Origin of the sequence: Streptomyces sp. NBC_01171 (genome assembly GCF_045039805.1) — a bacterium.
In the GTDB taxonomy this organism is placed as follows: Bacteria; Actinomycetota; Actinomycetes; order Streptomycetales; family Streptomycetaceae; genus Streptomyces.
Genome location: NZ_CP108609.1, coordinates 4,061,614 through 4,075,833 on the forward strand (window position 1 = coordinate 4,061,614; position 14,220 = coordinate 4,075,833).

The following is a 14,220-nucleotide window of genomic DNA, read 5'->3' on the forward strand; positions in this document are numbered from 1 at the left end:
CATGTCCGGGGACAGCGCCGCTTCGGCTCCCGGCCGGCCCGGCGCCGGTCCGGGACGCGCGTCCGGCCGCGGTGCGGGGAATCCGCGCCGGGGCCGCCTCTTCACCGCCGCCCTGCTGAGCGGCGGTGTCCAGGGCAGTCCGGTCGTCCGGCTGTTCATCCGCTGGGTGCGCCGTCCGCTGCTGCCCGTCATGCGGCTGTGGCGGCGCAACATCCAGCTGCGGGTCGTCGCCACCACCCTGCTGATGTCGCTCGGCGTCGTGCTGCTGCTCGGCTTCGTCGTCATCGGCCAGGTGCGCAACGGCCTGCTGGACGCGAAGGTCAAGGCGTCGCAGAGCCAGGCCACCGGCGGTTTCGCCGTGGCCCGGCAGAGCGCCGACGAGACCGCGGCCGCCACCCACGGCACCACGGGCGGCAACGGCACCGACGGCCAGCAGTCCCAGAACGTCATCCAGTGGATGAGCGACCTCGTGGAGTCGCTGTCCAGCGGCGGTTCGGGCGCCTTCGACGTGGTCACGCTGCCCGTCGGCGACGACAGCGGCGGTGGCCGCAGCCCGCGTGGTTCCGGGTACGTCAGCCCGGCCGAGAGCGTGCCCGCCAGCCTGCGCGACCGGGTCAACAGCAGCTCCAGCACCGCCGCCGCGCAGAGCTACACCCGGATCGTCTACAGCAACCGCAAGGAATCCCAGCCCGCGCTGGTCATCGGCAAGCAGGTCAACGACCCCAACGGGCACCCGTACGAGCTGTACTACCTCTTCCCGCTCACGCAGGAGGAGAAGTCGCTCAGCCTGGTCAAGGGCACCCTGGCGACCGCCGGCCTCTTCGTGGTCGTCCTCCTCGGGGCCATCGCGTGGCTGGTGGTGCGGCAGGTCGTCACGCCGGTGCGGATGGCGGCCGGGATCGCCGAGCGGCTGTCCGCCGGGCGGCTCCAGGAGCGGATGAAGGTCACCGGTGAGGACGACATCGCGCGCCTCGGTGAAGCCTTCAACAAGATGGCGCAGAACCTCCAGCTCAAGATCCAGCAGCTCGAGGACCTGTCCCGGATGCAGCGGCGGTTCGTGTCCGACGTCTCGCATGAGCTGCGCACCCCGCTGACCACCGTTCGGATGGCCGCCGACGTCATTCACGAGGCCCGCGAGGACTTCGACCCGATGACCGCGCGGTCCGCCGAACTCCTCGCGGACCAGCTCGACCGGTTCGAGTCGCTGCTCGCGGACCTGCTGGAGATCAGCCGGTTCGACGCGGGCGCGGCCGCGCTGGAAGCCGAGCCGATAGACCTCAGGGAGGTCGTCCGGCGGGTCGTCGGCGGGGCCGCGCCGCTCGCCGAGCGCAAGGGCAGCCGTATCCGCGTCGTCGGTGATCTTCAGCCGGTCGTCGCGGAGGCGGACGCCCGGCGGGTGGAGCGGGTGCTGCGGAACCTCGTCGTCAACGCCGTCGAGCACGGTGACGGCAAGGACGTGGTGGTCAAGCTGGCCAGCGCGGGCGGCGCCGTCGCCGTCGCGGTCCGGGACTACGGGGTCGGGCTCAAGCCCGGTGAGGCCACCCGCGTCTTCAGCCGCTTCTGGCGGGCCGACCCGGCACGCGCGCGTACCACAGGCGGCACCGGGCTCGGGTTGTCGATCGCGCTGGAGGACGCCCGGCTGCACGGCGGCTGGCTCCAGGCGTGGGGCGAGCCGGGTGGCGGCTCGCAGTTCCGGCTGACCCTGCCGCGCACCGCCGACGAGCCGCTGCGGGGCTCGCCGATACCGCTGGAGCCCAAGGACTCGCGCCGCAACCGGGGCCTGGACGACGGCGGCACTCCGCGTGGGGGAGCGGAGAAGCTGGCGACGGTCCCGGTGCAGCCGAACGGTGGCAACGCGTCGGCGCTCCCGCCGCGCCAGGGCGCCGCCTCGCCGGTGGCCGACCCGACGGCGCTGCCCGGCAACGGCAACGGCAACCGTGTGGTGTCCCGGCCCGCGAACGGCGGACGGTGGCCCGACGACAGGACCGGCACACAGGTGCCCGACCCGCGTGCGGGGGACGGCCCGGAACCGGCTGAGCAGGACTCGACCGAGGCAGGGGAGGCGTTCCGTGGTCGCTGACCGCGAGGGGGGCGCCCGGCGTACGCCGGGGCGCGCGGTGACATACGCGGTCTGCGGGGCCGTACTGCTGGGCGGCTGCGCCTCGATGCCCGACAGCGGGGATCTGCGCAACGTGGAATCCACGCCCCGCCAGGACACGGGGGTACGGGTCTTCGCCGTGCCGCCCGCCGAGGGCGCTTCCCCCAACGAGATCATGCAGGGCTTCCTGGAGGCGCTGACCAGCGACGATCCGCACTACGACACGGCGCGCAAGTACCTCACCGCCCAGGCGGCGCGCGCCTGGCAGCCGGAGAAGTCGGCCACCGTGCTCGCGGACGGGCCCGGCATCATGGCCGAGGCCCCGCCGGCCGGCCGGGAGCCCAGCACCGGGCGCACCTATGCGCTGGCGGGCGACCGGGTGGCCACGGTGGACACGCGGCAGGCGTACGCCCCGGCGCACGGTGACTACCGCGCCAAGGTGCATCTGATCCAGGACCCCAAGAGCGGGCAGTGGCGCATCGACGCGCCGCCCGACGGTGTCGTGATGGGCAAGTCGGATTTCCAGCGCAACTACACGTCCGTCGACAAGTACTACTTCGCCAACCACACCAGGGCCGGCACGACCGGGGACCCCGTGGCGGTGGCCGACCCGGTGTTCATGCGGAGCAAGGTCGACCCGATGACCCAGTTGGTGCGGTCGCTGCTGAGGGGGCCCACCACGTGGCTCGGACCGGTGGTCAGGTCCAGCTTCCCGACCGGTACGGCGCTGAAGAACGGCACCACCGGGCTGACCCCGGACGACGAGAACAAGCTGACCGTGCCGCTGAACGCCAAGGCGGCCCACGTCGGCCCGGCCCGGTGCACGGAGATGGCGACCCAACTGCTCTTCACGCTGCGGAACCTGGCGCCGACCCTGGAGTCGGTCGACCTGCGCGGGCCCGGCGGGGACCAGTTGTGCGACCTGACCGAGAGCCGCGCGGACTCCGTCGCCTGGCACGCCTCCGCGCAGAGCCCGGACTACCTCTACTACCTGGACGGCAAGCACCGGCTGACCCGGCTGCCCGCCTCCGGGGCGGGTACCGGCGGCACCCCGGTGCCGGGCGCGTTCGGCGAGGGCACCAAGCAGCTCGGGTCGGTCGCCGTCTCGCGGGACGAGCGCACGGCGGCCGGGGTCAGCGCGGACGGCAGGTCCCTGTACGTGACCCCGCTGGCCGCCGCCGCGCCGCTGGAGCCGCCCGTGCTGACCAGCCAGGGGCCCGGCGAGGACACCCGGCTGAGCCGGCCCGGCTGGGACGCGCGGGGCGACTTGTGGGTGGCCGACCTGAACCCGGCCCGGCCCCAGCTCTACGTCGTCCCGCAGGGCACCGGCAAGCCGGTCGCGGTGACGCTGCCGGAGCTGCCCGGACCGATCCGGGACGTCCGGGTCGCCGCGGACGGGGCCCGGGTCGCGCTGGTGGTGGCGGCCAAGGGCGACAAGCAGTCGCTGCTCATCGGCCGGATCGAGGGCGGCGACAGCGTGAACTCCGACAGTGACGCGCAGAGCGGGAACGAGGACACCCCGGCCGAGCCTCCGGCCGTCGTCGACCCCCGTCCGGCCGCGCCCGACATGGAGCAGGTCACCGCGATGTCCTGGGCGGGAGACAGCCGCCTCGTCGTGGTCGGCCGCGAGCAGGGCGGTGTGCACCAGATGCGCTATGTGCAGGTGGACGGCTCCGCTCTGGAGGGACCTGCGCCGGCCGCGCTGTCCCGGGTGAAGGCGATCGCCGCCGCCGAGGACGACCGGGTGCCGCTGGTGGCCTACTCGGAGGACGGGATCGTCCGGCTGCCGTCGGGGGCGCAGTGGCAGAAGGTGGACAAGGACGGGACGGCGCCGGTTTATCCGGGCTAACAGCCCGCTGACCTAGGGGTTTCCGGCCTCTTCACTCGTGCGGGTGAGCGGTGTCGGACCCCGGTCGAGGTTGTCCACAGGGGTGTTTTCCACAGGGGTGGCCGGGTCGCCCGGGCCTCGGCACAGTGGTGGGCATGCGGGGATGGATGCAGGACCTCAGCGACCTTGCGCTGCCGACCGAGTGCGGCGGTTGCGGGTCACCACCGGCTGTGCTGTGCGCACGATGCCGGACGCTGCTGGAGCGCGCGGAGCCGCGCCGGGTGCGGCCGGTGCCCGAGCCGCCCGGGCTGCCGGTGGTGCACGCCGCCGCTCCTTACGCACGGGAGGTACGGGCACTCCTCCTCGCGCACAAGGAACGGGGCGCGCTGGCGCTCACCGGGGCGCTGGGCGCGGCCCTGGCGGGAGCCGTGCGCGCCGGACTGGGGCCGGAACCAGCCTGGAGTACGGCGGAGTCCCGCGCCGGGCCGGTGATCCTCGTGCCCGTGCCGTCCGCCCGCTGGGCCGTGCGGAGGCGGGGGCACGACCCGGTGCGGCGGATGGCGCTGGTGGCGGCCGGGCGGCTGCGGCGGGCCGGTGTTCCGGCGCGGGTGGCCGCCGTGCTGCGGCAGCGGAGGCCGGTGGTCGACCAGGCGGGGCTGGACGCCCGGCGGCGCCGGGAGAATCTCGCGGGAGCGCTGGAGGTGCGCGCGGGCGGCGCACACCTGCTCGCCGGCGGACGAGTCGTGCTCGTCGACGACCTGATCACCACCGGCGCGAGCCTGGCCGAGGCGGCGCGCGCCCTCCGCGCGACGGCCGGAACACGGCGGGAGCAGGACATGCCTGTGTATCGCGGCGCAACTCGGGAAGGTAGGGAGGAACGACAGATCGGGCCGCGATCGCAGAGAGGAAAGTCGGTGCATGGGGCACCGGAAAATGGGCCGATGAACATCATCGGAGTAGCTGTCCGGGCAGCGGTGATCGCCGCGCCCCGTGATTCCTTCGAATAAGCGGGGAACCGACCAAGAACTTGCGTCGTTGCAGGTAGCGAGGGGAGTAATTCACCTGAACGGAGGTACGCCTCAGTAGAGGGTGACGACATCCGTCCGGGCGAGATATGTTCGGTTGTGAGGAAAGGCCCAGGCCACACCTCTCAAATCCGATTGCCGTGCCGTGGGTTTTCGCAAACTCCCGCGCGACGGGGATGGAGATCTCGCCCATGGGGGAGGAGGAGGTGGAAGTCACCGAGTCCGAGGTTCCGGGACTCACCGGGACCTGGTGCGAAAGGGAGACGCTCCGCCTAGGGCGTGAGCGATCCGGGAACGGAGTTCTGCGTGGACATCGTCGTCAAGGGCCGCAAGACCGAAGTACCTGAGCGGTTCCGCAAGCACGTGGCCGAGAAGCTGAAGCTGGAGAAGATCCAGAGGCTCGACGGCAAGGTGATCAGCCTCGACGTCGAGGTGTCCAAGGAGCCCAACCCCCGTCAGGCCGACCGCTGTGACCGGGTGGAGATCACGCTCCACTCCCGCGGTCCGGTGATCCGGGCGGAGGCATCGGCCAGCGACCCGTACGCGGCCCTCGACATGGCCGCGGACAAGCTGGACGCACGGCTGCGCAAGCAGCACGACAAGCGAGTCGTGCGCCGGGGCGCACGACGCACCCCGGCCGCCGAAGTACCCGACGCCGTCCCCGGCGTGGCGACGCTCTACCCCGACGGTGAGCCCGTCCCGACCGCCGAGTCCGACGGGGTGCCCACCAAGAAGATCGGCTCGCTGGAGGTCAAGGGCGACGGCCCGCTGATCGTTCGCGAGAAGACCCACGTCGCCTCCCCGATGAGCCTTGACCAGGCCCTCTACGAGATGGAACTGGTCGGCCACGACTTCTACTTGTTCGTCGACTCCGAGACCAAGGAGCCGAGCGTCGTCTACCGGCGGCACGCATACGACTACGGCGTCATCCACCTCAACACGGACCCGATGGTGGCGGAGGCGCAGTCGCCCGCGGCGGGTGACACGCTGGGCGGCTGACCTGCCCGGCGGGAGCGGAGACGGTGCCCCTGGGACGCGTGTGCGCCCCCAGGGGCACCGGTGTGCGACCGGTTCGCCCCCTGTGCGTCACCGTTCGGGCGCCGGAGCATGAAATCATGACCGCACCGGCCCAACCGGTGGGCCGCTGCCTTGGGTTGGCGATGGCACGGAATCACGGGCCACGGCCTTCAGGGGGAGGAACGATGGCGGACACCTTCGGACCGATGCGCGACGCGGGCGCCGATGACGGCGTCATCGGCACGGAGCCGGACCTGGACCCCGAACGCGACGAGCCGATCCGGGTGCTGGTGGTCGACGACCACGCGCTGTTCCGCCGCGGTCTGGAGATCGTGCTCGCGGCCGAGGAGGACATCCAGGTCGTCGGCGAGGCCGGGGACGGGGCCGAGGCCGTGGACAAGGCGGCCGATCTGCTGCCCGACATCGTGCTGATGGACGTGCGGATGCCCAGACGGGGCGGGATCGAGGCGTGCACCTCCATCAAGGAGGTCGCCCCCAGCGCGAAGATCATCATGCTGACGATCAGCGACGAGGAGGCCGACCTCTACGACGCGATCAAGGCGGGCGCGACCGGTTACCTCCTCAAGGAGATCTCCACCGACGAGGTGGCCACCGCCATCCGCGCCGTCGCGGACGGCCAGTCGCAGATCAGCCCCTCCATGGCGTCCAAGCTGCTCACCGAGTTCAAGTCGATGATCCAGCGCACCGACGAGCGGCGGCTGGTGCCCGCGCCCCGGCTGACCGACCGGGAGCTGGAGGTGCTCAAGCTCGTCGCCACCGGGATGAACAACCGGGACATCGCCAAGGAGTTGTTCATCTCCGAGAACACCGTGAAGAACCACGTCCGCAACATCCTGGAGAAGCTGCAACTGCACTCCCGGATGGAGGCGGTCGTCTACGCGATGCGCGAGAAGATCCTGGAGATCCGCTAGCGGCACCCGCCTAGGAGAGGGCGCGGGCCAGCTCCAGCGTGAGCGGCGCGCGGAGTTCGGGGGCGTCGACCCGCTCCACCCGCACGTCGGTGCAGCCCACCCAGGACGCGGCCTCCACCAGGGCCTGTGCCACGCCCGGTACCGCCTTCGGACCGTCCAGCGTGACCTGCCGGGCCACCAAGGTGCGGCCCTCGCGCGCCGGGTCCACCCGGCCGATCAGCCGGCCCCCGGACAGCACCGGCATGGCGAAGTAGCCGTACACCCGCTTCGGCTTGGGGACGTACGCCTCCAGGCGGTGGGTGAAGCCGAAGATCCGTTCCGTGCGGGCCCGTTCCCAGATCAGGGAGTCGAACGGGGAGAGCAGTGTGGTGCGGTGGCGCCCGCGCGGGGGCGTCGCCAGCGCGGCCGGGTCGGCCCAGGCGGGCTTTCCCCAGCCCTCGACCTCGACCGGTACCAGCCCCGATTCGGCGAGCACCGCGTCGACCTGCTCGCCCTTGAGGCGGTGGTAGTCCGCGATGTCCGCGCGGGTGCCCACGCCCAGCGCCTCGCCGGCCAGCCGGACCAGCCGGCGCAGGCACTCGGCGTCGTCCAGGTCGTCGTGGAGCAGCTCCTTCGGGATCGCGCGCTCGGCGAGGTCGTACACCCGCTTCCAGCTCCGGCGCTCCACGCAGACCACCTCGCCGTACATCAGGGCGCGCTCCACGGCGACCTTGGTGCCGGACCAGTCCCACCAGTCGCTGGTGCGCTTCGCGCCGCCCAACTCGGTCGCGGTGAGCGGCCCTTCGGTGCGGAGCTGCTTGATCACCTGGTCGTAGGCGCCCTCGGGCAACTGGTGGTTCCAGTGCGGGCGGTCGCGGTAGGCGCGGCGGCGGAACGCGAAGTGCGGCCACTCCTCGACGGGGAGGATGCACGCGGCGTGCGACCAGTACTCGAAGGCGTGGGGCGCGCCGGAGGCCGGGGTGTGCCAGTAGGCCGACTCCACGGACTTGCGGCCGACCGCGCCCAGACGCGCGTACGGGATCAGCTCGTGGGAGCGGGCCAGCACCGAGATGGTGTCGAGCTGGACCGCGCCCAGCGCCCGGAGCACCCCGCGCGCGCCCGAGCGGCGGTCGGGCGCGCCGAGAAAGCCCTGGGCCCGCAGGGCGATACGGCGGGCGTCGTCCGCGGTGAGGGTGACAGCGGGGCGCGGCAGGGTCGTCATGACGGGGACCATAGAGGGTGCCACTGACAGTCCCCGCTGACCTGCGCTTTCCCCTCCGACGGCCGGGCGGGAGCGGGCAGATACGGCATCGAGGAGCGCAGCCCGAGGTCCGAGGGGAGCAGCGAGCCCACCCACGAGTCCCGCCGGATGCCCCTGCTGCCCACCCCCGCGCGCAGGACGCCCTCGACGGTGAAGCCGAGACGTTCGGCCACCGCGCGGGAGGCGCTGTTGCCGACCTCGGCGCGCCACTCCAGCCGGTCCACCGAGAGCGCGGTGAAGGCCCAGCGGGCGACGGCGGACGCGGCCTCGGTGACGTACCCCCGGCCGCGGTGCTCCCTGGCGGCCCAGTAGCCGAGTTCGCCGTGGCCGGGCCCGCGCATCACGACGCTGAGCATGCCGGTCAGTTCCCCGGCGGGCAGGAAGGCGCCGAAGGTGTACATCGAGTCGTCCGCCCAGCTCGCGGGCGCGGTGCCGCCGACGAAAGCCTCGGCGTGTTCCCGAAGGTAGGGCGAGGGGAAGGAGGAGATCCAGCGCTGGATGGCGGGGTCCTGGGCCGCCGCGAACACGGCTTCGGTGTCGTCCGGGCGGACGGCGCGCAGCAGCAGGCGTTCGGTGGTCAGTGCGACGGGGTCCATCCGGCGAGTGTGCTCGGACCGGACATTCCGTGCCAACGCATTTCGCCCTGCGTGAGCGACGTATCACCATTCGCGCATTTATCGGCGTGGCGCGGCACCATCCGTGGTCCCGGGACGTTGTTCGGAGTGGAGGGACCACTGCGCCGCCGGGCCTCCCGGCGCGGCGGGGTCCTCGCATACGATGGCCGTTGCTCAATCAAGTCTTATGGAAACCGACCGTCCCAGGCCCGACCGGCAAGGAGACCACCCCCCGTGTCCGTCCTCTCGAAGATCATGCGTGCAGGCGAAGGCAAGATCCTGCGCAAGCTGCACCGCATCGCGGACCAGGTCAACTCCATCGAAGAGGACTTCGTCGACCTCTCCGACGCCGAGCTGCGGGCTCTCACCGAGGAGTACAAGCAGCGGTACGCGGACGGCGAGAGCCTGGACGACCTGCTCCCCGAGGCGTTCGCCACCGTCCGCGAGGCCGCCAAGCGCGTCCTCGGCCAGCGTCATTACGACGTGCAGATCATGGGCGGCGCCGCGCTCCACCTCGGTTACGTGGCCGAGATGAAGACCGGTGAGGGCAAGACGCTCGTCGGCACCCTGCCCGCGTATCTGAACGCCCTCTCCGGTGAAGGCGTCCACCTGATCACGGTCAACGACTACCTGGCCGAGCGCGACTCCGAGATGATGGGCCGCGTCCACAAGTTCCTCGGCCTGGAAGTCGGCTGCATCCTGGCCAACATGACGCCGGCCGAGCGCCGCGAGCAGTACGCGTGCGACATCACCTACGGCACGAACAACGAGTTCGGCTTCGACTACCTGCGCGACAACATGGCGTGGGCGTCGGACGAGCTGGTGCAGCGCGGCCACAACTTCGCCATCGTCGACGAGGTGGACTCCATCCTCGTCGACGAGGCCCGTACGCCGCTGATCATCTCCGGCCCGGCCGACCAGGCCACCAAGTGGTACGGCGACTTCGCCAAGCTGGTCACCCGCCTCAAGAGGGGCGAGGCCGGCAACCCCCTCAAGGGCATCGAGGAGACCGGCGACTACGAGGTCGACGAGAAGAAGCGCACCGTCGCGATCCATGAGTCCGGTGTCTCCAAGGTCGAGGACTGGCTGGGCATCGAGAACCTCTACGAGTCGGTGAACACCCCGCTGGTCGGCTACCTGAACAACGCCATCAAGGCCAAGGAGTTGTTCAAGAAGGACAAGGACTACGTCGTCATGGACGGCGAGGTCATGATCGTCGACGAGCACACCGGCCGTATCCTCGCCGGCCGCCGTTACAACGAGGGCATGCACCAGGCGATCGAGGCGAAGGAAGGGGTGGACATCAAGGACGAGAACCAGACGCTCGCCACGATCACCCTCCAGAACTTCTTCCGCCTCTACAAGCGTCACGACCACAACGGCAAGGAAGTGCCGGGTCTCTCCGGCATGACCGGTACGGCCATGACCGAGGCCGCCGAGTTCCACCAGATCTACAAGCTCGGCGTCGTCCCGATCCCGACCAACCGGCCGATGGTCCGCAAGGACCAGTCGGACCTGATCTACCGCACCGAGGTCGCCAAGTTCGAGGCGGTCGTCGACGACATCGCCGAGAAGCACGAGAAGGGCCAGCCGATCCTGGTCGGCACCACCTCGGTCGAGAAGTCGGAGTACCTCTCCCAGCAGCTCAGCAAGCGCGGCATCCAGCACGAGGTGCTGAACGCCAAGCACCACGAGCGTGAGGCGTCGATCGTCGCGCAGGCGGGCCGCAAGGGCGCCGTGACGGTGGCCACCAACATGGCCGGCCGCGGTACGGACATCAAGCTCGGCGGCAACCCCGAGGACCTCGCCGAGGCGGAGCTGCGCCAGCACGGCCTCGACCCCGAGGAGCACATCGAGGAGTGGGCGGCCGCGCTGCCCGCCGCCCTGGCCAGGGCCGAGCAGGCGGTCAAGGCCGAGAAGGAGGAGGTCGAGCTCTGCGGCGGCCTCTACGTCCTCGGCACCGAGCGGCACGAGTCGCGCCGTATCGACAACCAGCTCCGCGGCCGTTCCGGCCGTCAGGGCGACCCCGGTGAGTCCCGGTTCTACCTCTCCCTCGGTGACGACCTGATGCGTCTGTTCAAGGCGCAGATGGTCGAGCGCGTGATGGCGATGGCCAACGTCCCCGACGACGTGCCGATCGAGAACAAGATGGTCACCCGCGCGATCGCCTCGGCGCAGTCGCAGGTCGAGACGCAGAACTTCGAGACGCGCAAGAACGTCCTGAAGTACGACGAGGTGCTCAACCGGCAGCGCGAGGTCATCTACGGCGAGCGCCGCCGCGTCCTGGAGGGCGAGGACCTGCAGGAGCAGATCCAGCACTTCATGAACGACACGATCGACGCGTACATCGCCGCCGAGACCGCCGACGGCTTCCCCGAGGACTGGGACCTGGACCGGCTGTGGGGCGCCTTCCGGCAGCTCTACCCGGTGAAGGTCACCATCGAGGAGCTGGAGGAGGCCGCGGGCGACCGGGCCGGTCTCACCGCGGAGTTCATCTCCGAGTCCATCAAGGACGACATCCACGCCCAGTACGAGGCGCGTGAGGAGCAGCTCGGCTCCGAGATCATGCGTGAGCTGGAGCGGCGGGTCGTGCTGTCGGTGCTGGACCGCAAGTGGCGCGAGCACCTCTACGAGATGGACTACCTCCAGGAGGGCATCGGCCTCCGGGCGATGGCGCAGAAGGACCCGCTGGTGGAGTACCAGCGCGAGGGCTTCGACATGTTCACCGCCATGATGGAGGGCATCAAGGAGGAGTCCGTCGGCTACCTGTTCAACCTGGAGGTCCAGGTCGAGCAGCAGGTCGAGGAGGTCCCGGTCGAGGCCCAGCCGGTCGGCGAGGGCGTCCAGGACGTCGTGCCCGCGCAGGTTCCCGCCGGGGCGCGTCCGGAGATCCGGGCCAAGGGCCTCGACGTGCCGCAGCGCCGCGAGCTGCACTTCTCCGCGCCCACCGTGGACGGCGAGGGCGGCGTCATCGAGCGCGACCTCGAGGACGACGAGCCCATCCGTTCCGAGTCCGACGGTCTCACCCGCGCGGAACGCCGCCGCCAGGCAAAGGGCGGCCGCCGCCGCAAGAAGTAGCGCACGCGGCTTGAGCAGAGACTCGGGGCCGGGCTCTCCCTGACGGGGCCCGGCCCCGAGTCGTGCCGTAACCGGGTCCAGGGGGCGCTGCGACACAGCTCATATGGTCCCTGACGCCCTCCAGGCGCCCTTCAGAGCGTCGTCGGGCGGCGGGGTGAGGGTGTGGCCAGTTCTACCGCTGTGCAGCGCCAGCGGAGGTCCTCGGATTGTTCGAGGCGGAAGGCGAGGGCTCGGAGGTGGTTGCCGGCGGCGATGCGGGCGAAGACTTCGAGGGCGCCGGTGCGGGGGACGAACCAGCCGAGGTCGTGGACGGTGGGGCGGGGGCCGTGGGTGCGGAGCGGGGTGCGTTCGGCCAGGCGGACCAGGTCGTCGTAGGCGGAGCCCGCGGTGTGGCGGAGCATCCAGTGCACGGGGCGCTGGCCGCTCAGTACGGCAAGCAGGCGGTCCGCGAAGAGGTCGGTGGGGCGCGGCGTGGTGGTGCGGCTGCGCGTGGGGGTGCCGGGGCGGCGGGTGTCGTGGCGGGTCGGCGGGCGGTGGTGCGGCCGGGTCTGCGGCGTGCGGCTCATGACCTTGTTCATGGAAGTCCCCGTTCGGCCGGCCCGGCGGATACCGGGCGGTAACTCAAGTCGGTGGGGACCTTGTACGGGGGCGGGGACCGGCCCGGCAAGGATGCTCGGCCGGTGTCGCGGGCCCCTGGAACTTCACTTATCCGGGTGACGGAGGGCTCCGTAAACCTTGTGGTGGCGCGGTGCGGCAGGGTGACGGGCGGTGCGGTGGGTGGACGCCGTACGGGGGTCGGGCGGGAACTCGAAAGGGGACGGCCGCACGTATTCTGGAGGCCCTCCTTTGACCAGGAAAGAGCGGCCCGCATGCGCGTCTACGTACCCCTGACCCTCCCCGGCCTCGCCAAGGCCCACGAGACGGGTGTGCTGGCGGCGGACCCGTTCGCCGCCTACGCCGTGACGCCCGCGCTGCGCGAGTGGTGCGGCACGGACGACCTGGAGGAGTTGGAGTACACCGCGCTCGGGGAGGCCGCGAACGCCTCGCTGCGGCTGCTGGCCGCCGACCCCGAGGCGGCCCCGCGCCGCGTCGTCGTCGCGGTCGACGTCGCGGACGGCGCCGTCACCCCGGACCCGGACGGCCTCGGCGAGGTGACGGTCGCCGCGTCGGCCCGGCTCGCCAAGGCCGCGGCCGTGCACGCGGACGCCGATGACGCGGAGGCGGACGTCACCGCCGCCGCACGGGCCGTCGAGGCGGCCGACGCCGGCGACGACGCGGCCCGCACGGCCGTGGACGGCGCCGACGACCACGAGCTGCTCTGGTTCGCCACCCAGGAGATCCCCACCCTGCTCGCACCCCGCTGACCTGCTGCGATTCCCTCGCCCCTCTTGACTGTCAGTGGGTGCGGGTACCTTTTTCGGCATGGGGAAGCAGCAGAGCGCGCACATCGTCTGGGACTGGAACGGGACCCTGTTCCATGACAACGAGGCGATCATCGGGGCGACCAACGCGGCCTTCGCCGAGCTGGGCCTGGAGCCGATCACGCTCGAGCGGTACCGCGCGCTGTACTGCGTCCCCGTACCCAAGTTCTACGAGCGCCTGATGGGCCGGCTGCCCAGCGACCTCGAGTGGGAGGTCATGGACGGCGCCTTCCAGCGGCACTACGCCGAGCACCGGGTGCGCTGCGGGCTCACCGAGGGCGCGGCCGAGCTGCTGGCCGGCTGGGGAGAGGACGGCCACAGCCAGTCCCTGCTCAGCATGTACGGGCACGAGGAGCTTCTCCCGCTGGTGCGCGGCCTCGGCATCGAGTCCCACTTCCTGCGCGTCGACGGCCGGACCGGCCCCTCCGGCGGCAGCAAGGCCGAGCACATGGTCCGCCACCTCAAGGCCATGAGCACCCTGGTCGATCCCGAGCGGACCGTGGTCATCGGTGACGCGGCCGACGACGCGCTGGCCGCCCAGCACGTCGGCGCGCGCGCCGTGCTGTACACGGGCGGCTCGCACGGCCCGGAGAGCCTGCGCGGCGTCGGCGCCCCCGTGGTGGACAGCCTGGCCGAGGCCGTCGCGGAGGCCCGCCGAATAGCGTCGTAGCCGTCCCGGCCCTGGCGCGAATACGCCACCGGGCCCCTCGCCGCCGCTGTGCAGAACGTCAAACTTCACCCCCCGGTTTTGTACACATACGGCTCATGACGGGGCCCCCGTCGGGAGCGATAGCCTTGTGGCGTGATCAGCGCGATATCTCGCGGGGACGCCACAGTCCCTGCCCTGCGCCCGGACCGCACGGACGAACTCCGTGACCGGGCGGCGGTCGCTGATCTTCTCGGGCGGGACGGGGGCGCCGCAGCCCCCCGGACACCGGGGACGGCCTCCGGCACGACGGTGCGGAGA

Annotated in this window: 11 protein-coding genes; 8 read left to right on the top strand and 3 right to left on the bottom strand. The window is 71.5% G+C overall.

Annotation, left to right across the window (positions count from 1 at the left end; translation table 11 throughout):
• Position 1: 1 nt before the first annotated feature.
• From mtrB to OG448_RS18820, 5 genes are all read left to right on the top strand, one after another.
• Positions 2–2,080, top strand: coding sequence for an MtrAB system histidine kinase MtrB (gene mtrB / locus OG448_RS18800; RefSeq protein ID WP_405555276.1), 2,079 nt, complete (start codon positions 2–4; stop codon positions 2,078–2,080).
• Positions 2,070–3,947, top strand: coding sequence for an LpqB family beta-propeller domain-containing protein (locus OG448_RS18805; RefSeq protein WP_405555278.1), 1,878 nt, complete (start codon positions 2,070–2,072; stop codon positions 3,945–3,947). The genes mtrB and OG448_RS18805 overlap by 11 nt, the downstream gene beginning before the upstream one ends.
• A gap of 134 nt (positions 3,948–4,081) precedes the next feature.
• Positions 4,082–4,933 carry a ComF family protein gene (locus tag OG448_RS18810; RefSeq protein WP_405555280.1) on the top strand — a complete coding sequence of 284 codons (852 nt, stop codon included), beginning with the start codon at positions 4,082–4,084 and terminating at the stop codon, positions 4,931–4,933.
• A 324-nt stretch (positions 4,934–5,257) separates the two neighbouring features.
• Positions 5,258–5,950 carry a ribosome hibernation-promoting factor, HPF/YfiA family gene (hpf, locus tag OG448_RS18815; RefSeq protein ID WP_405558850.1) on the top strand — a complete coding sequence of 231 codons (693 nt, stop codon included), beginning with the start codon at positions 5,258–5,260 and terminating at the stop codon, positions 5,948–5,950.
• Between the two features lie 203 nt (positions 5,951–6,153).
• Positions 6,154–6,900, top strand: coding sequence for a response regulator (locus tag OG448_RS18820; protein WP_405555282.1), 747 nt, complete (start codon positions 6,154–6,156; stop codon positions 6,898–6,900).
• Between the two features lie 10 nt (positions 6,901–6,910).
• Here OG448_RS18820 and OG448_RS18825 read toward each other — a convergent pair whose 3' ends face one another.
• Together OG448_RS18825 and OG448_RS18830 are read right to left on the bottom strand one after the other, a co-directional pair.
• The gene (locus OG448_RS18825; RefSeq protein WP_405555284.1) at positions 6,911–8,101 is read right to left on the bottom strand and encodes a winged helix-turn-helix domain-containing protein; all 1,191 of its coding nucleotides are present in this window, start codon (positions 8,099–8,101) and stop codon (positions 6,911–6,913) included.
• Positions 8,098–8,736, bottom strand: a complete 639-nt coding sequence (locus OG448_RS18830; RefSeq protein ID WP_405555285.1) for a GNAT family N-acetyltransferase — start codon at positions 8,734–8,736, stop codon at positions 8,098–8,100. Before OG448_RS18830 ends, OG448_RS18825 begins: the two co-directional genes overlap by 4 nt.
• 252 nt (positions 8,737–8,988) lie before the next feature.
• Here OG448_RS18830 and secA point away from each other — a divergent pair, with 252 nt between their 5' ends.
• The gene (gene secA, locus OG448_RS18835; RefSeq protein WP_405555287.1) at positions 8,989–11,832 is read left to right on the top strand and encodes a preprotein translocase subunit SecA; all 2,844 of its coding nucleotides are present in this window, start codon (positions 8,989–8,991) and stop codon (positions 11,830–11,832) included.
• Positions 11,833–11,963: 131 nt separating this feature from the next.
• On the opposite strand, the gene OG448_RS18840 is transcribed toward secA, so the two are convergent.
• Complete coding sequence (locus OG448_RS18840; RefSeq protein ID WP_405555289.1) at positions 11,964–12,398, bottom strand: Rv3235 family protein; 435 nt, start codon at positions 12,396–12,398, stop codon at positions 11,964–11,966.
• A gap of 303 nt (positions 12,399–12,701) precedes the next feature.
• Between OG448_RS18840 and OG448_RS18845 the strand changes: the two genes are divergently transcribed.
• Together OG448_RS18845 and OG448_RS18850 are read left to right on the top strand one after the other, a co-directional pair.
• Complete coding sequence (locus OG448_RS18845) at positions 12,702–13,196, top strand: DUF6912 family protein (RefSeq protein ID WP_405555291.1); 495 nt, start codon at positions 12,702–12,704, stop codon at positions 13,194–13,196.
• Positions 13,197–13,254: 58 nt separating this feature from the next.
• Positions 13,255–13,923: an HAD family hydrolase gene (locus OG448_RS18850; RefSeq protein ID WP_405555292.1), complete on the top strand. Its 669-nt coding sequence runs from the start codon at positions 13,255–13,257 to the stop codon at positions 13,921–13,923.
• The last annotated feature ends 297 nt before the right edge of the window (positions 13,924–14,220 follow it).